The following is a 19,944-nucleotide window of genomic DNA, read 5'->3' as shown; positions in this document are numbered from 1 at the left end:
ATATCTCAGTAATATGACGGAGTGAAGTGTCGCCAATTTTGCAGATTAAGAGGCAGTAACTGCCCGAATTCTTTTAAAGCACGCAACGCTTATTTCTACCCATATCCAACTATAAATAGCAGAGAATAGACAAATACTTATTATAGTAAGACCGTTAATAGACGTTGATGCTGCTGGGCCCAGTAAAGGAAATTTAAATCCATATAAAACGGCTAGTATTCCGAGTGTTAAAGCCGCAAATCCACTCGCCATGACCGCTAGCCGTTTCTTATACATTAGAAATGCTATCCCGATTCCCAATCCAAGCAATCCCGTTGTAAACGGAAAAACAATCAGCTCACTTGGCTGTAAAATAAGCAACATAAAAATCGTTATTAAATATGATAGAAAACCAAGCCTTTTAGACAAAATTGAACAAAAGATAATCGGTGCGGATGCTAGCGGGCTGATAAAATAACCAATTCCGGGCATAAATCCTCCTGCCGCCTGAAAAATGGCAGCAAAGCCGCTAAATATTGAAACGAGTACGAGTCTATTTGTATGAGAAAGCCGTTTAAAAGCAATATGAATCGATTGCGGATCATCGGAAATCTTTTTTGTAAAATACATGATCCCCTCTCCTTTTTCAGTAATTGTCTAGCTTCAGCACCGCCCCTCTCTTCCAAGGCTCCTACATTATATGCAAGAGATTTCATTTAATAAATAAGTTCCTTTATACTAAAAGAAAAAAGATCGGGCTGATAAGTAAATGAATGGACAAAACCGCGAGAATATTAAGCAAGGACTAGAAGTTGATATCGTATTGAAGCAAGATCAACGAACAGGAAAAACGACTAAGGGCAGAGTAAAAGATATTTTAACTAAGTCAGCTTTTCATCCTCACGGGATAAAAGTGAGACTTGAGAATGGACAAGTTGGCAGAGTAAAAAAGATATTGGACTAAACCCTTTGTTAGTTGGATTGGTATACTTAAACATTCGAAATAGCCTGTATTTTCATGTTATACTAAAAAAAACTAGAAAAGGAACGAGCATATGATATTAGGACTAACGATTATTTTAATACTTGTGTTATTTTTGCCCTTTACAGTAAAAATTGTTGAAAAAAACTTAGAAGCGTTTTTATTTATTATGGGAATTGCGGCAGCGGCGATTAGTCATGTACTTGACGGAAATCTATTCATTAAGGCTCTGGAAGATCCAATACATATTTCCCTTGCTGTCCTTATCGCAGGCTTATTGTTCAGGTGGCTCCAAACTCCAATGGAAAAAGGAATTTTGGGGATGAGCAAGGCGATTCCATTTCGTTTATTTTTGGCACTCGTTGTCATCATCCTTGGTTTTATTTCAAGTATCATAACAGCGATTATCGCTGCGATTGTTCTTGTTGTTGTTGTCAGCGTACTCAGGCTTGACCGAAAATCAGAACTCCGCCTCGTTGTATTAGCGTGTTTTTCAATTGGACTCGGCGCGGCATTGACACCAATCGGTGAGCCGCTTTCAACGATTGCCATCAGCAAGCTGAATGAAGACTTTTTCTACCTGATTAGATTAATTGGCGTAGATGTCATTCCGGCAGTACTTCTTTTCGGAATATTGACAGCCTTCCTCGTCAATCCAAAGGAAGAAGACCAAGGACTTACGGCAGCACTGGAAACAGAAAGTTATATGGAAATCATTATACGTGCATTCAAAATCTATTTATTCGTCATGGGCTTGACACTACTTGGTGCAGGTTTTGAACCTTTCATCGAAAAATATTTACTTGGACTGAGCCCACTCTTGCTTTACTGGATTAATATGATCTCTGCAGTGTTGGATAATGCGACTCTTGCTGCAGCAGAAATTAGTCCTGCGATGGACGAGCCAACGATAAAAGCTATTCTGCTCGGACTTCTAATTAGTGGTGGTATGCTAATCCCAGGGAACATTCCGAATATCATTGCTGCTGGTAAGTTAAATATTACGAGCAAAGAATGGGCGCGTTTCGGTGTCCCTGTTGGATTAATCGCAATGGTTGTGTACTTCATCGTTATTATCATTTTTGGATAAAGCTCAAAGAACTTCCCTACATGAAGGGAGGTTCTTTTTTCTTCGGTAAAATTTCCTTACTAAAATCGTCTTGATTATACGAACATACATCTAATCAAACGTTTGATTATGCGAACATACATCTAATCAAATGTTTGATTATACGAACGTACATCCAATCAAACGTTTGAATAGCGAACATATATCTAATCAAACGTTTGATTATGCGAACATACGTCTAATCAAACGTTTGATTGAGTCTTAGGGAAACGAAGCTTCCTAAAACGCGGGCGATACCCCCTCCATCAAAAGTTGCAAATATCCATACTCTCAAAAGACCAATGCCTTTTCCACCCGTTAACCGATGTGGGAAGATCCTTCCTTTTTTATAATAAGGATATATTAGACGAAAGTGGGATGATTTTTGTGAAGAATAGGCCGGTTGTGATGATAACTGGGGCTTCAAAAGGACTTGGCAAGGCTTTGGCATTAACATTTGCCGAAAACGGAGCTGATCTTGCATTATGTGCAAGAGGTGAAGATGCATTGATGGATGTAAAGAATGAGGTCGAAAAACTAGGCGCAAGCGTCATTGCGGTCACAGCAGATATGCTAAATCCGAGGGATGTTGATCGCTTCGTATCAATCGTAGAAGCAGGCTATGGTCATATTGATGTACTTATTAATAATGCATCTATGTTTGGTCCTGGTCCAGCCTTGCTTTCTGATTATCCGGAGGAGGAATTTAAGAATGTGCTTCTTGCCAATGTGTTTAATCCTTTTTTAGTGACTAAAAGGGTTTTACCAGGCATGCTAGTCAGAAATACGGGCTCAATTATAAACGTATCTTCTGAAGCTGGCAAAACTGGTTTTGCTGAATGGGGTGCATATGGAATTTCTAAATTTGCAGTCGAGGGATTAACACAAACGTGGGCTGATGAATTACAAAACACGGGTGTCCGTATCAATTTAGTGGATCCGGGAGAAATGAACACAGAGATGCATGAAATAGCCGTTCCTGATTGTGATTATCCACTTGCTGATCCGAAAGATTGTGTAGAAGTCTTCTTATACCTTGCATCTGAAAAATCAGCTAGCATTCATGGACAGCGCTTTGAAGCCCAACTGTTTTCATTAAAAGGGGCTCAAAAACCATGACAGCAGTCCATAATTTTCAAATACCTAAACATTTAAATGCCCTCTCCCCTGCTGAATATCGCGGAAAAAGCCGGGAAGATGTACGGCTGCTCGTCTTAGACCGATTAAATGGGACTAGATTTCATGCTCATTTCAACCAACTGCAAGATTATTTAATGCCAGGTGATTTATTAGTGATCAATAATAGCCGGACAATTCCTGCCGTATTAACAGGAAAATATAAAAATAACACGATTGAAGTCAGGTTATCGAGACAAGTGTCTGAGCAAGAATGGGATGCAGTCATATTAGGTAACACGTTAGCCATTGGTTCAACACTCACCTTTCCTGGAGATATGTCAGCTGTCGTTATAAGCGATGGCAGTGAACTCCCGCTTGTCACCCTTTCTTTTTCTAAAAGTGGCCTTGATTTATTAAATCACATTTATCGTATTGGACTGCCTATTCACTATGAATACATTGACTACCCTTGGCCTCTTGACACTTATCAAACGGCGTTTGCTTCAGTTCCTGGTTCTGTGGAAATGCCTTCTGCAGGCAGGGCATTATCTTGGAAAATGTTAAACAATCTGAAAGAACAAGGAATTGATTTTGGCTTTTTGCAGCTTCATACAGGGCTTAGTTATTATGGCGAGAACATGTGGCCACATCCGGAAAAACATCCCGAGTCTTACTGTATTCCCTTAAAAACGGCACAGCAAATCGCTAAAACGAAGGAAAACGGCGGAAGAGTGATTGCCGTTGGAACAACGGTCGTGCGAGCACTAGAAACGGCTGCGAATGAAGACGGAACGGTCAAACCGCAAAGCGGGTTAACAAGTTTATATATTAAAAAGGATTATCAGCTAACGGTGGTCGATGGATTGTTGACGGGCTTTCATGAGCCTGAGGCAAGCCATCTCGATTTATTAACGGCTTTCATTGAGGAAAATCATCTTATAAAAGCATATTCCAACGCTTTAGATCAAGGTTATCTTTGGCATGAATTCGGTGATATGAATCTAGTTTTGAATATGAATGGTTTTTATTGATAAAAATGCCCATGCTAGTAAAAAAGCATGGGCATTTCCGGTTTTTATTTCGATACGTAAGTCGTATAGTCTGCAAGCAATCGTGCCCCATAGCCTGTCGCTGATTTTGGATAGTAACCTGTAGCTTGGCTGCTTGCCATGACCCCAGCCATATCGACATGTAGCCATTTAGCCGTTTTTGGAACGAATCGGCGTAGGAATAAACCAGCTGTGATGGAGCCAGCCTCCCCCTTCGAGCCAATATTACTTATATCAGCATAATCGCTGTTCAAGTATGAATCATATGCATCAACGAGTGGCATTGGCCAAACGTGATCGCCATTTTCTGCTCCAATATTTTTCATTTCCACCGCCAGTTCTTCATCGCCAAATACCCCGGCGATTTTTGAGCCAAGCGCGTTGGCGATTGCTCCTGTCAAGGTGGCGATATTCACGATATACTCAGCATTCAATTCACCTGCACGAATGAGCCCATCTGCCAAAATAAGTCTGCCTTCTGCATCTGTGTTACCCACTTGCACCGTGAGGCCGTTTTTGTAACGAATAATTTCAGAAGGAAGTAAAGATAGATTGTCAGGCATATTTTCCACGATAGGAATGAGTGCAGCGACATTCACTTTAGCCTTTGATTCGACCAAAATCTTCATTGCCCCAGCAACGGCAGCTGCGCCTCCCATATCCATTCTCATATCGCTTAAATCGCGGCCACTCTTTAAGCTAATGCCACCAGTATCAAATGTTACCCCTTTTCCGACAAGAGCTACAAGCGGCTTCGTTTCATCGCCACGATAGATGATTTCTACGAAAGCAGGCTCATATTTACTTCCGCGGCATACGGAAAGTACGCCGTGCATTTCCATTTCCTCCAGTTTACTTTTACGAAAAACATTGATTTCGACCCCTGCGTCTTTAAATGTTTCTTCCAAAACCTCTGGAAATGTTTCTGGATTTAACACATTTGGAACTTCATTCATCAAATCACGGGAAAAGGCAACGGCTTGGGCACGAATATTACCTTCAATAAGAGAGGGTTTAACATCATCAAAGCCAGCCAATTCTAATTCCGTACGAAATGGCTTTTTATCCGATTTATATGTAAGAAATTGATAAGAGCCCAATTCCCAACCTTCAACAAATGCACTAACTGCTTTGCCTTTATCTAGTTCAGGCAATCCGCTTTCTAATGTAACCCCTTCAATCAATGCTGAATCTACTTTTCTTGCGCTCAGTTCTCGTGCAATGGATCCTGCAATTTTTCGTACTTCCTCATATGTATTTTTTCCTTTTTTAAACGGTTTGATGATTGCATAGATGTTGCCATCCAATAAAACTGTGCTAAAGCCACCATTGCTATTTTCAATAAATGACTTTAGTTGTACGTCCTTTTCGATTCGTGAATGATTTGCAAACTTGATAATTGCCTTCGTTGTCATGAAAAATCTCCTCCTTCAATCTCTATTATATATTCGCCATAGCTTGAAGAATTCCTGTTTATCATCTTGATTTGCTATAATAGTGAATGAACTCAATTTGATGAGGTGAACAAATGTCAGGCAAAACCATTGTGAAAATAAGAAATAAATATCGTACTGATTATAAAAGTGGATATCCCTTAATTACAAAGGAAGCCATTTTAAATGTAGAAGTTTTAAAAACCGAAGGCGAGATTATTCACATTGTGGATGAACAAGGACAATTTCTTGGAAAAGGTTATCATGGATTACAAAATAAAGGTTATGGTTGGGTATTGAGCTTTAATAAAAACGAAGAAATTGACCAAAGTTTTTTCGAGGAGAAAATTGCTGCTGCAGTCTCATTAAGAAAACAATTTTACGAAAATACCGAAACGACAGCTTTTAGAGTGTTTAATGGTGAAGGAGACGGGATTGGCGGACTCACCATTGATTACTTTGCAGGCTACTACTTAGTGACATGGTATAGTAAAGGGATTTATTCATTTAAGGATGAAGTGATTCATGCGCTAGAAAAGGCTGTATCTTACAAAGGGATTTATGAAAAAAAACGCTTTGCTGATACTGGTCAATATGTGGAAGATGATGACTTTGTAAAAGGTGAACGCGGGGAATTCCCGATGATTGTAAAAGAAAACGGTGTTAACTTCGCCATTTATTTAAATGATGGCGCTATGACAGGCGTATTCTTGGACCAGCGTGAAGTACGAAAAGCAATTAGAGATCGCTATTCTGATGGAAAAACAGTGTTAAACACATTTTCTTATACTGGTGCTTTCTCGGTTTTTGCCGCTCTAGGTGGAGCAGCGAAAACTACAAGCGTTGACTTGGCAAATCGAAGTAAAGCTAAGACCATTGAGCAATTTAGTATTAATGACATCGATTTTGAAGCGCAGGATATTATTGTTGACGACGTGTTTCAATACTTTAAATATGCAGTGCGGAAACAGTTAGCATTCGATTTAGTCATCCTCGATCCGCCAAGTTTCGCTCGTTCAAAGAAAGTGACCTTCAGCGCAGCAAAAGATTATAAAAATTTATTGAAGGAAGCCATTGCTATTACAGAAAATGGTGGAGTTATCGTCGCTTCAACGAACAGTAACGCGTTTGGTATGAAGAAATTTAAAGGATTTATCAATTCTGCCTTTAAGGAAAGTGGCACTAACTATCAAATACTCGAGGAATTTTCCCTTCCGGAAGATTTCCGAACGAGCAAAGATTTTAAAGAGGGAAATTACTTAAAAGTTGTATTTATAAGAAAAGCGTAAGCGCCTTGTTCAAGCTAAGCCCTTCATTTAGAAGGCCTTAGCTTTTTTTATGTAAAGGCGTGATATTTCCTTCCAGAGGAAGTGTTCTAGACCTCTTTATTTGGATAAATCATAATTTTTATGCTCGTATCTTTTTCAGTGCGAGCAATTTCCACAGCCTCTTTAATATTTGATAATGCAAATCTATGGGTAATGATTTTTTCAATATTAATTTGTGAACGGCTCAGCGCCTGAATTGCTGCGGGATATGTATTTGCATAACGGAAAACACCGTATACGTCTATTTCCCCATCTATCAATTGGTTAACATCGAACGGAATTTCCCCTGCAGTCGGCAGTCCAACAAGCACGATGCGACCACCATTATTAACAATTTTAACAGTATCCGAGATTGCCCTTTCATTACCGGACGTTTCCACTACTAAACTAACACCTTTTCCACCAGTTAATTCAGTGATCCGCTCCTTAACATGTTCATTAAGGGGATCAATAGTCGTTTCTACCCCCATCTCTTTCGCTAACTCTCTGCGAAATGGGACCACATCACTGGCGTATATTTCTGTAATGCCAGCCATTTTTGCTGCTTGGATGGCGAGAAGACCGATCGGACCTAAACCGCTGACAAACAGCCGATCTGCAAGAGTTGCTTTCCCGCGCATCATTGCATGGATTCCGACGGAAAGTGGTTCAAGCAATGCCCCCTCCTCATAACTCATTTCATCAGGAAGTTGGAAAAGGAAATCGCTGCGTATCGTAACATATTCAGCCCAAGCACCGTCAACTGGAGGTGTAGCCATAAAAACAACATCCGGACATAAGTTATAGCGTCCAGATTTACAATGGCCACATCTTCCACAAGCAACTCCTGGTTCCACGGCAACACGGTCGCCAACGGAAACATTCGTAACCCTTTCACCAATCTCTACTACTTCCCCCGCCAACTCATGTCCTAATATAAGTGGCTCTTTCACTTCATAACGCCCGATTTTACCATGCTCATAATAGTGAATATCTGATCCGCAAACACCGATACAATACACTTTGATCAAAGCTTCATCTGCATTCGGAACCGGAATACTTACTTTTTTAACCTCGATATCCAAAGGCTTATTTAAAACTGCTGCATCCATCATCATTCTTCACTCCTCGTCTTTAACTATTAGAATCACAGATTAATAATTTATGAAATAAGCATACCCCAAAATAACAACCAAGAACAAAAAAAGCCGCCAAAAATAGCGACTTTAATTTTCGACAAGTGACAGGCACGCCCCGGATTTTGTCGAGTGTTCTTTATGGTTTTTGGTTTTCGGTTAGTCCTTTGTGGATGATGTTTGCGTTCCATTCGATCATTTTGATGTATGTGTCGCCGTCCGTTCCTGGTTTGCCGATGGAGTCGGTAAAGATTTTACCGATGATCGGGACTCCTGTTTCTTTTGAGACGGTTTCCATACTTCTTGGATCAACGCTTGTTTCAACAAACAATGCTTTTATATCGTGTTCTCTGATAAAGTCAACGATTGCTTTTAATTGCTCCGGTGTTCCCTCTTTATGAGAATTGATTTCCCATATATAATGAGCTTCGAATCCATATGCAGCAGAAAAGTATTTAAAGGCACCTTCACTCGATACTAACAATCTTTTTTCTTTCGGGATTTCATTCATTTTCTTTGTAATATCTTCATGAAGTTTTTCTAATTGCGCAATATAGTCTGCAGCATTTTTTTCATAGATTACTTTACGGTCAGGGTCGACTTTAATTAAAGCTTCTTTTACATTTTCCGCATACTTGATGCCGTTGGAAACTGCTAGCCAGGCGTGTGGATCTTCCTCTCCCTCATGGCCACCCGACTTCAAATACATCGGCTCGACTCCCTCACTTATTTTAAAAACGGGAGCATCCTTTCCGCCTTTACCCGCTGTTTCAATCATGTTTGCAAACCAAGCGCCGCCTGTTTCTAAATTTAACCCATTATAAAATACGACATCTGCGTCTGTCGTTTTTTGCACATCTGCAGGCAATGGATCATATTGATGCGGGTCGGATCCAATGGGAGCTAAACTTTCTACCTCCACAGCATCTCCGCCAACATTTTTTACGATATCGTAAATAACAGAATACGTAGTGACAATCTTTAATTTTCCATCCTTTGCTTTTGGTGGCGGACTATTTGCACTGCCACAAGCTGACAATAACAAAACCGATAGGGCCACGATGAACGCTGCAAAGCCTAATTTTCTCATAGCAATAGCAATCTCCTAACATTGTTTTTTACTTTCTATGCATCAATGGGCGTCCGCTTAGATCGCGACCTAAAATAACGCCAAATTACACCTTGTTTAGGCGAAAGTAATAATGCAATAATAAACAGCAATGTTGCTGTCAAGACAATCGTAGCGCCTGAGGCTAAATTATATTTAAAGCTAACATAAAGTCCAAAAACAGAAGACACGGCACCGAATCCAGCTGAAAGGTAAATCATCTTCCAGAGGCGATCTGTTAATAAGTAGGCTGTAGCAGCTGGCGTAATCAACATAGCAACAACAAGAATGATCCCAACTGTCTGTAAGGACGCAACTGTGACCATCGTGAGCAACGTCATTAAGAAATAATGAATGAGCTTATTTGGAAGGCCATACGCCTGTGACATCGTTGGATCAAATGAACTGATGAGGAGTTCTTTGTAAAAGAAATACACCCCAGCCAACACGATGATTCCAATCGCCAATGTCATCCACATATCTGACGGCCTAACCGCGAGTACGTTGCCAAATAAGATGTGATACAAATCGGTGCTGCTTTTCAACAGAGTAATTAAGATAATTCCCAGTGCAAAAGCGGCTGTAAACACAATCCCTATAGAAGTATCGTTTTTAATTCGGCTGTTTTGGCTAATATAGCCAATTCCAATGGCCGTCAGGACTCCTGTGATTACGGCACCGATGAAAAAATTAATTCCAAGTGCATAAGAAATAGCCACTCCTGGCAAAACGGCGTGAGAAATAGCATCACCCATTAATGCCATTCCTCTTAATATAATAAAACACCCAATGACACCACAAATGATTCCAACCATTACTGAGGTGATAAGCGCTTTTTGTAAAAATCCATATTGCATCACTGCTTCGATGAATGTCACGGTGAAACCACCACCATTTCTCTCAAGAATGACAAATGCCCACCGTATGCCTTTGCAATGACGCCAGGCTTTAACACTTCGCTGACAGGGCCGCAGCGGATTAATTCTTTATTTAAGAGGATTAATTCATCAAAGTATTCATTGGATTTGCTCAAATCGTGGTGCACAAGCAAGACGGTTTTCCCCTCATTACGAAGCTCTTTTAATATTTGGATGATTGTTTCTTCGCTCGAAACATCAATACCAACGAAAGGTTCATCAAGGAAAAGAATATCCGTTTGTTGCGCCATAGCTCTAGCTAAGAAAACCCTTTGTTGCTGCCCGCCTGACAGCTCGCCGATCTGACGGTCCTTGAATGACTCCATTCCTACTTTTTTTAAGCATTCATAACTAAGTTCTTTTTCCATTCTCTTCGGTTTTCGGAATACACCCATATTCGGATACGTACCAAGTAAAACAGTTTCAAGAACAGATATCGGAAAATCCCAATCAATATTATTCCTCTGTGGTACATAAGCAATTTTTTTACGAATATCTTGAATTTCTTTTCCAAGTATATTGACTTGGCCTTTGTCTATAGGAATCAACCCTAACAAAGCTTTCAACAAGGTGGATTTCCCCGCACCATTAGGACCAATAATTCCCACGAGTTTACCTGTCTCAATCTCGAAGCTGACGTTTTGAACTGCTTCCTGTCCATAATAGGAAACTTGTAAATTTTTCACCTTCACTGCATTAGCCACTGTGTTCACTCCTTTACTCTATATTCTTCTCTTTTATTTTTAATTTAATTTTTATTTTCTTTTATTTTACCTCCACCAAGTAAGTTTGACAAGGGCAACATTTAAACTTTATTTTATTATTTATTCCAAAATCGTTTAAAATGTTCATATATTTTTAGACGATATTTAACTTTAATTCAAAGCAAAGAGCCAAGACCTCTTCTCTTCCATATATATCTATGGGACGAGTAGAAAGCATGGCTCTTATTGGGTCTTGAGTTATCATTACTTAAATAAATTCGCTATCGCATCAATAAGTTTTTTGAAAAAATTGCTGACACTATCCCAAAAGCCTTCGTCACCAATCACTTTTTCCATTTTCTTTCCAATATCTTTTGAAAGATCTTCTAGCTGCTTTTTAACGTTCCCAAAGTTGATATCAAGTGATCGCATTTTTTCAAATAAATCGATTAGAAGCTGCCTGTCTTCAGGGCTAAGCTCGATTTTCATTTTATTAAGCTGTTCCTCCACAATCTTCTCTACATCTTCCCTTGTGGCAGGGTTTTGTTCCGCGATTGACTTTTTAATTTCTGTTAAAAGTTCTCCAACTTTTTGTTCATCCAATCCTTTTTTGTCGGCAAGATCTGTTGCCAAATCGAGTTCCTCATTGGCCACTTCCATCCGACCCTTGTCCAATGTCTTTCCACGGCTTTCATACGCTTTGTAAATGCCGAGAAGCGCTGAATGTCCGCTCACCTTCACTGGAGATGCTACTTCTACATTTGCGTTTTCTATTCCTGCGGTGAGCATGGCATTCGCATACATTTCTTCTGTTACTTCCGTAATATTGTCAGGGGTTACTCTCGTCACTACGAGACCGTGCCCTTTTTCCTTTAAGGTGATTTTTGCCGAGGAAAACATCCGTGAATTCGGATTCCCTCCAATTAAACGCGCGAGATCTTGAGCTGAAACAGTAATCTCCTCAACCATCGTTGGATCTTTAATATTAAGATACTTCCTAACTTCATCCTTTTGTGCATCTGTTAATGTTTCCCCATACACCACAACAGGTAAACCTAATTTTTCATTAATGCTATCATCTTTATCTTCAGCGAATGCTTTTCCAATTCCGGTTATTACAAGTCCAAAACTTACTAGACAGAGTAATAAAAGCTTGCTAATGTTTTTCATCGAGTTTCTCCCCTCATGCTGCAATTTTACTTTTTTGGAGGCAGCTTTTCTAAATAATCTATCGCTTCTTGCAATGTTTTCACTGGCACAATGGTTACGTTATAACCTTCTTTTTGCGCCTCATCCATGACATCTTTTTCATTTGTATCAGCAGGCGTTACATCGGCCGGGCAAAAGAATATATCGACGCCAGCTTTATTTACGGCTGCAATTTTTTCACGAATGCCGCCAATTTGCCCTACATTTCCATCCATATTAATCGTCCCAGTCCCTGCAATTTCATATCCTTTTGTTATATCTCCCGGGGTCGATTGGTTGTAAATCTCTAGTGAAAACATCAATCCTGCGGACGGTCCGCCAATATCGGCGGCGTTAATCTTTACATTCCGAGTTGTCTCAAGTTTAAATTGATCTTCAGGCACAATGCCAATTCCCGCCTTATTGGCCCCATTTTGAAGAGGAATCAATTGTATATCCTTCGTTTTTATATCCCCATCACGATTAAAGTTGATTTTGACCGTATCACCAGCTTTTTTATGAGCAAGGTAATTAAGAAAGTCTGCTGCTTTTTCAACAGGCTGATCATCGACCTGGAGAATAATATCACCAATTTCAAGCTTTCCTTTTGCATGGGAAGTGCCGAGTATGCTACTAACAAATATACCGTTTGGCTGAACCTTCACTTCCTCCCCAGCAGCGCGAAGACCAGCTGCAAGGGCATAGTGTTGCGAAGAGCTCATCATATGTTCAAGGAGGCGACCGTACTCTTCATCACTCAAGTCACCCCTAACTTCCTCTACTTTCCGCAAATCGGTATGTTTGGCAAACATGCCATATGTCAAATAGTAGATGTTGCTTGCTCTGATTGAAAGGACGGTGGTTAAATATAAATGTCCTGCGGCATTTTTTTCGCCGCCTTCTACTGTTACTTTTGATTCCAACTCTTCTACTGAGCCGGGACGAAAAAGGTAGTATGGGGTCGGAATGAAAAGTGTGATGATGAAGAATATACAAAATCCAATGAGTAATTTTCTTTTCTTTTCCATAAAAGAAGAAGAGTTCATGTCAGGTCCCTTTCTTTATCGGTATCCGATTAAAGTATGTGCTTCAATATAGACGTTTTATATGACTAATAAGTTTCTTATCCCTTATTTTAACAAAAAAAGTTCACTCTACGGCATATTTGCTTTTATTTATTGAAAAAGATAAGATCATGGATGTGAAAAATTCAAAAGAAAGAAGTTTGATCACGATGCAAAAACGGTTATTATTTATTTTCATCATGAGCACATTCGTCGTTGGAACCGTTGAATTGATTATTACCGGAATACTTGAGCTCATCGCTGCTGATTTAGATGTGAGTGAATCATTATCTGGCCAGCTCATTACCATTTATGCTTTTGCATTTGCAATCGGGGCACCGATTTTATCCATTAAAACGGCCAAGTTAGAACGGAAAAAGGTTTTACTAGCCTCATTATCCATTTTCATTATCGGCAATATGATTTCGGCTATAAGTCAAACTTATACAATGCTTGCGGTGGTTCGAGTAGTCACAGCTTTTTCTGCCGCTCTATTTATCGTCGTTGTTTTATCAACGGCTGCAAAGCTAGCACACCCGACCAAACAAGGAAGAATATTGGGATTGGTTTATATGGGATTTAGTGCAGCAAATGTGTTTGGCGTGCCATTTGGGACATTTATCGGCATGGCACTAGGCTGGCGATTTACTTTCTGGTTGATCACCTTATTGTCGGTAGTTTGCTTCATATTAATTATATTGTTCCTGCCAAAAACAAATGGCTCGGAAACGGATGAAAAAGCTCCATTCAAAACAGTCTTTAAAAATCGAGAAATCCATTCTCTTTTAACGATCACAACAGTTATATTAGCAGCTAATTATATTGTTTACTCCTATATTAGTCCATTTATGACAGGAGCCGGATATTCACTTTCCACGGTAAGCTTTATGTTGCTGCTTGCAGGTATCGCCGGAACACTTGGTACAAGCGCAGGTGGAGGCTTGACAGATTTAATCGGTGCAAAAAAGGCGTTAATGATTTCTTGCCTATTATTTCTCGTGTCCATGTTGCTCCTTCGTGCTGCTCTTCCATTCATTTTCTTATTTACACTAGTCGTATTCATTTGGAATTTCGCTCAATGGTCAACAAACCCACCTATTCAATATGCGCTTATTAATATTAATCCTAAAGCATCCGAACTAGTTTTGAGCTTAAACATGTCAGCACTTAATATTGGCATCGGACTAGGGGCAATGATTGGTGGCATCATCATCCATAATGGCGGGCTCTTATACACTCCCTTTATCTCAGCAGCATTATCGATTATACCGCTCATGCTTGTTTTATCATTAAAACAAAATAAAAAATTAGCTAGTTAAGATATTAAAAGCCGTCTCATTTTAATGGGATGGCTTTTTTTTGAAAAAACCCACCAATAATTCCCATATTATCATTACAAAAGAATCTTTTTCTCATTTGGTAGTTTGGTCGACTAGTGTAATGATGAAATTACAAGATAATATAGGGGATAGATTCTCGGACTTTCTAGGCGATAATCTGCCGAGTCTCCGAAAACCTATTTGGCTAACATATTTATTTTTTAAAAAGGCTTTTATGAAAACAACATTGTTGCTTTACCAAGGTAGTGCGTGGTTGATTTCCGCTACAGTTGCTCGCTTTCCGCGGGGCGGGCGGTGAGCCTCCTCGGCGTAAACGCCTGTGGGGTCTCACCAGTCCCGCTGATCCCGCAGGAGTCTCGCACTTTCGCTCCAATCAACTTTCAACAGATTATGTTTTAAAGACAACTATTCCCTTAGAAAAGTGCCTTTTAAAAAATTAATCCATTGAAGGGAGAATATGACCGTTAAGGATCGATAGTTTATCTTTTTGATAAGCATACCAAGCGTCAATGTGTTGGCACATCATGATGCATATGTCCTTACGTACCATATTTTTGTGGAACGATGCCTACCAGACTCCAAGTGGAAATCCATTTTTTCCCCTTTTGTTTGATCGTTCTACGGATGTACGGCGGTTGTATATGAGCGGCCACTTTTCAGACGTTCTAGGAGTTCTGGTAAACAATCGCAGATTCTCCTTCCTAAACGTATGAAATGTTCTTCCGAGTAAGGTATGAACAGTCGCTCTACCATGAGCAAAAGAATATCCCAGTTGATTGTAGTGGAAGGCGGCGACTCCTGGGGGATCAGCGTGACAGGTGAGACCCCGCAAGTCGCGAAGCGACTGAGGAGGCTCACCGCACGCCCCCCGGAACGCGTCCGCCTGGAACGGAAATCAACGTTGGCAGAATACGTTGAATGCCGAGGGTCTATTAAAATATAAGGAGGATGGCATGAAGCAAAAATTATGGATTACAGCTTTTTTATTGATCCTTGTTTTAGTACTGAGCTCGTTTTCATCACAAGGAGTATATGCTAGAGAGACCTACAATGTTGGGACTAGTTCATTAAATGTAAGAACGGAACCGTCATTAGATGCACAAGTTATCGGCTCTTTACCAAATGGAGCAACCGTAAATGTTTTGGAGATTAAGTATGATTGGGCAAAGGTACAATACAACGGTCAAACTGGATGGATTGCTTCATATTTTCTTACTCAACAATCCGCTGCTGGCGGGACGGAAATTTCCGACTCCGCGGTTACAGTAGCCGCGAACGGTGTTCGTTTACGCAGCGGCCCAGGAACAGAACATTCTATTATCGGCTATACTACATACGGTAATCGCTTTCAATTGATTGATAGAGTGAATGATTGGCTGCAAGTCCGGACACATAATGGAGAAACTGCTTGGATTGCAGATTGGCTCGTTTCATCAGCGACGGCATCGACTACATCGACTGTGCCGATTCAAAAAAAGAGTCCACCTACCGCTGCCCATAAAAATGGAACACTTGCCGGACGTACTGTTGTTCTTGATGCAGGCCATGGCGGATATGATCCTGGAGCGATAGGCATTGGAGGTATATTTGAAAAGGATCTTACGATGCGTACAGCACAAATAGTTGCTACTAAGTTAAAACAAGCTGGTGCAGAAGTCATCATGACGAGAGCTGGAGACCGCCATTTAAATTTACAAGAGCGTGTTCATATAAGTCGCTCTTTTCCCTCAAGTGTTTTTCTGAGCATCCATTATAATGCACATGCAAATCCAGGAGCTAAAGGGATGGCAACCTTTTATTACCACAACTCCGATAAAGAATTATCGCTGGCGATTCAAAATCAACTAGCCCAACAAACTTCTTTGCAAAATACCGGAGCACAGCACGGAGACTTTTATGTTCTTCGAAACAATGATCCGTTATCTGTATTGATTGAACTTGGCTTCATTACGAATCCATATGATATGGCTGAAATACAGTCACTAAACTATCAGCATCAAGTTGCTGAATCTATCACTCAAGGACTTATAGATTACTTTAATTAAAAGAATAGGAACAGTAGAGACCTAATTTCAGGCCTCCACTGTTCCTCATTTATTTTTCATTCCACTTAATCATCGGATTTTGCATTCCCTCTCCAAGAGGCATATGAATCATTTCAACTGAACGTTCTTTCCGTGGCAAGGCTAATTCTTTATATATTACGGAAGATTTCCCTAATCCTGCTTCTTTAGCATCTTCTACGGAACCGCAATAATACACTTTTTCAATACCAGAAAAATAGATTGCTGCCATGCACATCGGGCAAGGTTCACCGCTTGCATACATTGTATACCCGCTCAAATCAAGCGTCTGAAATTCTTCCTGTACTTTCCGAATGGCAATCAGTTCAGCGTGACCACTCACATCATACTTTCGATGGAGCTCATTCACTCCTTCAGCAATGATCTCATTATTTTTAACAAGAACGGCGCCAAACGGCTGTCCGCCCTCATCCACATTATTTAATGCCAATTCCACTGCTCTTTTCATGAATTGATCCAATTTGACCCCTCCCTGATTTGTCTAGCTGAGCATTTTTTCAAGTTTCAACGGCTCGATATAAACGCCATTTTTATAAGCTCTCATATTACCGCCCGAAATTTCGTCAATAAGCATAATCCCATTGCCTTCATCCATTCGGCCGAATTCAAGCTTAATATCGTATAGATCAATGCCCTTTTTCGCTAGCTCTTCTTTTACAATTCCACTGATTTTTTGCGTTAAACTTTTCAATTCCACGTATTCATCCAGTGATAATATCCCAAGCATATGTAATGCATCCGCACTAATCGGCGGATCTTGGCGATCATCATCCTTCAGCGTAACTTCTACAAATGCATCCAGTTCTTGTCCCTCTTTTGCATACATCCCATATCTGCGCAAGAAACTTCCTACTGCTTTGTATCGGCAAATAACCTCAAGGCCCTTACCAAACATCTTAGCAGGTTTGACAATCATTTCGGCTTCATCAATATTTGCATCTATGTAATGAGTCGGAATACCCCTATCCTTTAAAATTTCGAAAAAATATGTAGTTAACCGAAGTCCTGCTTTCCCAGCTCCTTCAATTTGCAACCCTACCGTATTTGCTCCAGGATCAAATACGCCATCTTCACCCGTGACATCATCTTTAAATTTTAATAAATAATTTCCATCTTCAAGCGCGTAGACATCTTTTGTTTTTCCTTCATAAACGAATTCCATTTGGCAATACCTTCCCTCTTGAAGTAATTAAACCATATACTTAAGTATAACAAAAAAGAGTCGATGGCTGACTATTTGGTTAAAATGACACAGGATTGAAAAATATGTGAATGGGAATTTTTGCGAAAGGAAGATAAGTCATGCATCAAGAAATACTTAGAAATAAAGTATTGGAAACTTTTAATTATCTTCATACCCATCCGGAACTTAGCTGGGAAGAAAAGAAAACGACTGAATATATAAAAGGACATCTTAAAAAAGCAGGTTGTAAAGTGTCTACCTTCGACGATTGTACGGGAGTAGTCGGGGACTTTGGAAATTTCAACGGACATAACCCGGTCATCGGCATCCGAGCTGATATGGATGCTTTATGGCAGGAGGTGGATGGCGTAAATAAGGCAAATCATTCATGTGGACATGATGCCCACATGACAATGGTGCTTGGTGTTCTTTGGAAGCTTGCTGAAGAACCGGACATTCAAAAGAAAATTGCGGTGCGATTTATTTTTCAGCCTGCAGAAGAAGTCGGAACCGGAGCTCTTAAACTCGCTGAAAAAGGTGTGGTTGATCCTCTTGACTACTTGTTCGGGATTCACCTCCGTCCTGAGGCGGAAACAGCCAACGGCTATGCGGCACCTGCAATCGTTCACGGAGCAACCGGGGCAATTGAATGTGAAATCATTGGGGAGGACGCACATGGAGCAAGACCTCATTTGACAAGCAACGCGATCGATGTCGGTACCCATATTGTCAATGCGCTTAATACCATCCATCTCGATCCGACCATTCCTCATTCAGTAAAAGTAACAAAGTTTCATGCAGGAGGAAAAAACACAAACATCATTCCCGGTCAAGCAGCTTTAGCTTTTGATTTACGTGCACAAACGAATGGAAAGATGAAATTACTAAAGGAAAAAGTGTATCACATCTTAGTTGCTGCCCAATATTTATTCAAATCGAAAATAATGATTACGACTGACTATGGAGTCGCAGCTGCAGAAGTAAATGATGAAGCGAAAGAAATCGCTAAAATAGCCATACAAAGGGTTCTTGGAAAAGAAAAAACAGTTCCGCCACTCCTTACACCAGGCGGAGATGATTTCCACTTTTATACAATCCATAAACCATCCTTAAAATCGACGATGGTTGGACTTGGCTGCGGATTACAGCCAGGTCTTCACCACCCGGACATGTCTTTCGATAAAGAGGCACTATTTAATGGAATTAACATTTTAACAGAAATCGTTAGGATTACTGGTAAAAAAAATCATTCGTAAATTACCGCTGATGAGGCGGTTTATATTTAATTACGATTGGGTATAGAGATATATTATTGGTATTCATTTAACGTATTAAAGAAGTTTCTTAGAAATTGATAAAAAAGCAGTTCTGTCGGCATAAGCTCGCGGTCTTTTGGAATAATGACTCCAACGGTCCGTGTGACTCGCGGCTCCGCAATACGAACCTTTGCCGTTGCACGAGGCAAACTATCAACGAGTGTGATTTCAGGAAGCAATGTTACGCCAAGTCCCGCTGACACTAAGCCTTTAATCGCATCAATATCTTTTCCCTCAAAAGAGACGGCGGGCTCGAAGCCATACTGTTTGCATGCATTAATGACAACATCACGAAGAATATATCCTTTTGGTGACAATATAAAGGAATCACCGCGCAAGGCGTCTAAAGGGATTGAGGATTTCCCTGCTAATGGATGATTAGAGGAAAGTAATGCCACAAGATTTTCCATGAACAAGATTTCACTTTTTACACGGCGTTCTTCCATAGGAAGTGGACCGAGAAGCGCCATATCGATGTCACCTTTTAAAACAGAATCGATCAAATTACGGTAGGAATCTTGGTGTAGCTGAAATTTTACATCAGGGTGTTTTTTTCTAAATGCAGAAATTACGGTTGGAAGCAGATGAGCAGCGAGACTGCTGGGAAATCCAATTCGGACGGTTCCTTTTTCAGGATCTAGGCATTCTTCGATTTCTCTCCTTGCCTGCTCAATCACATCCATAGCCTGTTGCATTTTTTCCAAAAACATTCGACCAATTGGTGTAAGCCGAATATTTCTGCCTTCCCTAATAAATAGATTGATACCGAGCTCGGCTTCTAAATTAACGATTTGTCTACTTACTGCAGATTGCGCTACATGCAAGGCGTCAGCGGCATCTGTCATATGTTCTCTTTTGGCAACTTCAATGAAATATTGTATTTGTCTTAATTCCAAAATACCCACCCTTTTCCGCATTCATCTCACA

Annotated in this window: 19 protein-coding genes; 8 read left to right on the top strand and 11 right to left on the bottom strand. The window is 40.2% G+C overall.

The window, feature by feature from the left end:
• Window positions 1–45: 45 nt before the first annotated feature.
• A complete protein-coding gene (locus KHA88_RS11080) occupies window positions 46–609 on the bottom strand; it encodes a YybS family protein (protein WP_213121952.1) in 564 nt (187 codons plus the stop codon).
• 139 nt (window positions 610–748) lie between these two features.
• On the opposite strand from KHA88_RS11080, the gene KHA88_RS11075 reads away from it, so the two are divergent.
• The 4 genes from KHA88_RS11075 to KHA88_RS11060 all read left to right on the top strand — a co-directional run bounded on the left by KHA88_RS11075 (window position 749) and on the right by KHA88_RS11060 (window position 4,219).
• Complete coding sequence (locus tag KHA88_RS11075; protein WP_213121951.1) at window positions 749–943, top strand: YwbE family protein; 195 nt, start codon at window positions 749–751, stop codon at window positions 941–943.
• 91 nt (window positions 944–1,034) lie between these two features.
• A complete protein-coding gene (locus KHA88_RS11070) occupies window positions 1,035–2,051 on the top strand; it encodes a DUF1646 family protein (RefSeq protein ID WP_213098548.1) in 1,017 nt (338 codons plus the stop codon).
• A 405-nt stretch (window positions 2,052–2,456) separates the two neighbouring features.
• Window positions 2,457–3,188, top strand: a complete 732-nt coding sequence (locus KHA88_RS11065) for an SDR family oxidoreductase (RefSeq protein WP_346729179.1) — start codon at window positions 2,457–2,459, stop codon at window positions 3,186–3,188.
• Entirely contained in the window at window positions 3,185–4,219 is a 1,035-nt protein-coding gene (locus KHA88_RS11060) for an S-adenosylmethionine:tRNA ribosyltransferase-isomerase (protein WP_213098550.1), read from the top strand. The genes KHA88_RS11065 and KHA88_RS11060 overlap by 4 nt, the downstream gene beginning before the upstream one ends.
• Window positions 4,220–4,263: 44 nt before the next feature.
• Here the strand turns inward: KHA88_RS11060 and KHA88_RS11055 are convergent, their stop codons facing one another.
• Complete coding sequence (locus KHA88_RS11055) at window positions 4,264–5,652, bottom strand: leucyl aminopeptidase family protein (RefSeq protein ID WP_213121949.1); 1,389 nt, start codon at window positions 5,650–5,652, stop codon at window positions 4,264–4,266.
• Between the two features lie 113 nt (window positions 5,653–5,765).
• On the opposite strand from KHA88_RS11055, the gene KHA88_RS11050 reads away from it, so the two are divergent.
• The gene (locus KHA88_RS11050) at window positions 5,766–6,959 is read left to right on the top strand and encodes a class I SAM-dependent rRNA methyltransferase (protein ID WP_213121948.1); all 1,194 of its coding nucleotides are present in this window, start codon (window positions 5,766–5,768) and stop codon (window positions 6,957–6,959) included.
• A gap of 86 nt (window positions 6,960–7,045) precedes the next feature.
• Here the strand turns inward: KHA88_RS11050 and KHA88_RS11045 are convergent, their stop codons facing one another.
• The 6 genes from KHA88_RS11045 to KHA88_RS11020 form a co-directional block, all read right to left on the bottom strand.
• Complete coding sequence (locus KHA88_RS11045) at window positions 7,046–8,092, bottom strand: NAD(P)-dependent alcohol dehydrogenase (RefSeq protein ID WP_249313061.1); 1,047 nt, start codon at window positions 8,090–8,092, stop codon at window positions 7,046–7,048.
• A gap of 160 nt (window positions 8,093–8,252) precedes the next feature.
• Window positions 8,253–9,203 (bottom strand): metal ABC transporter substrate-binding protein, encoded by a 951-nt coding sequence (locus KHA88_RS11040; RefSeq protein ID WP_213121946.1) that lies wholly within the window; start codon window positions 9,201–9,203, stop codon window positions 8,253–8,255.
• Window positions 9,204–9,238: 35 nt separating this feature from the next.
• Window positions 9,239–10,078, bottom strand: a complete 840-nt coding sequence (locus KHA88_RS11035) for a metal ABC transporter permease (RefSeq protein WP_249306071.1) — start codon at window positions 10,076–10,078, stop codon at window positions 9,239–9,241.
• A gap of 17 nt (window positions 10,079–10,095) precedes the next feature.
• Window positions 10,096–10,842, bottom strand: a complete 747-nt coding sequence (locus KHA88_RS11030) for a metal ABC transporter ATP-binding protein (protein ID WP_213121945.1) — start codon at window positions 10,840–10,842, stop codon at window positions 10,096–10,098.
• Window positions 10,843–11,106: 264 nt separating this feature from the next.
• On the bottom strand, window positions 11,107–12,012 hold the full coding sequence (locus KHA88_RS11025) for a DUF1002 domain-containing protein (protein WP_213121944.1): 906 nt from the start codon (window positions 12,010–12,012) through the stop codon (window positions 11,107–11,109).
• Between the two features lie 26 nt (window positions 12,013–12,038).
• Window positions 12,039–13,058, bottom strand: coding sequence for a SepM family pheromone-processing serine protease (locus tag KHA88_RS11020; RefSeq protein ID WP_249306010.1), 1,020 nt, complete (start codon window positions 13,056–13,058; stop codon window positions 12,039–12,041).
• A 167-nt stretch (window positions 13,059–13,225) separates the two neighbouring features.
• Here KHA88_RS11020 and KHA88_RS11015 point away from each other — a divergent pair, with 167 nt between their 5' ends.
• Both KHA88_RS11015 and KHA88_RS11010 read left to right on the top strand, forming a co-directional pair.
• Complete coding sequence (locus KHA88_RS11015; protein WP_213121943.1) at window positions 13,226–14,413, top strand: MFS transporter; 1,188 nt, start codon at window positions 13,226–13,228, stop codon at window positions 14,411–14,413.
• A gap of 974 nt (window positions 14,414–15,387) precedes the next feature.
• A complete protein-coding gene (locus KHA88_RS11010; protein ID WP_213121942.1) occupies window positions 15,388–16,479 on the top strand; it encodes an N-acetylmuramoyl-L-alanine amidase family protein in 1,092 nt (363 codons plus the stop codon).
• Window positions 16,480–16,528: 49 nt separating this feature from the next.
• Here the strand turns inward: KHA88_RS11010 and KHA88_RS11005 are convergent, their stop codons facing one another.
• Together KHA88_RS11005 and KHA88_RS11000 are read right to left on the bottom strand one after the other, a co-directional pair.
• Window positions 16,529–16,978, bottom strand: a complete 450-nt coding sequence (locus KHA88_RS11005; RefSeq protein WP_213121941.1) for a nucleoside deaminase — start codon at window positions 16,976–16,978, stop codon at window positions 16,529–16,531.
• A 21-nt stretch (window positions 16,979–16,999) separates the two neighbouring features.
• Window positions 17,000–17,680, bottom strand: a complete 681-nt coding sequence (locus tag KHA88_RS11000) for a phosphoribosylaminoimidazolesuccinocarboxamide synthase (RefSeq protein WP_213098562.1) — start codon at window positions 17,678–17,680, stop codon at window positions 17,000–17,002.
• 140 nt (window positions 17,681–17,820) lie between these two features.
• Between KHA88_RS11000 and KHA88_RS10995 the strand changes: the two genes are divergently transcribed.
• On the top strand, window positions 17,821–18,957 hold the full coding sequence (locus KHA88_RS10995) for a M20 peptidase aminoacylase family protein (RefSeq protein WP_213121940.1): 1,137 nt from the start codon (window positions 17,821–17,823) through the stop codon (window positions 18,955–18,957).
• Between the two features lie 53 nt (window positions 18,958–19,010).
• Here the strand turns inward: KHA88_RS10995 and gltC are convergent, their stop codons facing one another.
• On the bottom strand, window positions 19,011–19,913 hold the full coding sequence (gene gltC, locus KHA88_RS10990) for a glutamate biosynthesis transcriptional regulator GltC (protein ID WP_213098564.1): 903 nt from the start codon (window positions 19,911–19,913) through the stop codon (window positions 19,011–19,013).
• Between the last annotated feature and the right edge of the window lie 31 nt (window positions 19,914–19,944).

Source organism: Lederbergia citrea (genome assembly GCF_018343525.1).
In the GTDB taxonomy this organism is placed as follows: domain Bacteria; phylum Bacillota; class Bacilli; order Bacillales; family Bacillaceae_C; genus Lederbergia; species Lederbergia citrea.
This window is presented reverse-complemented; position numbering and strand designations above follow the sequence as displayed.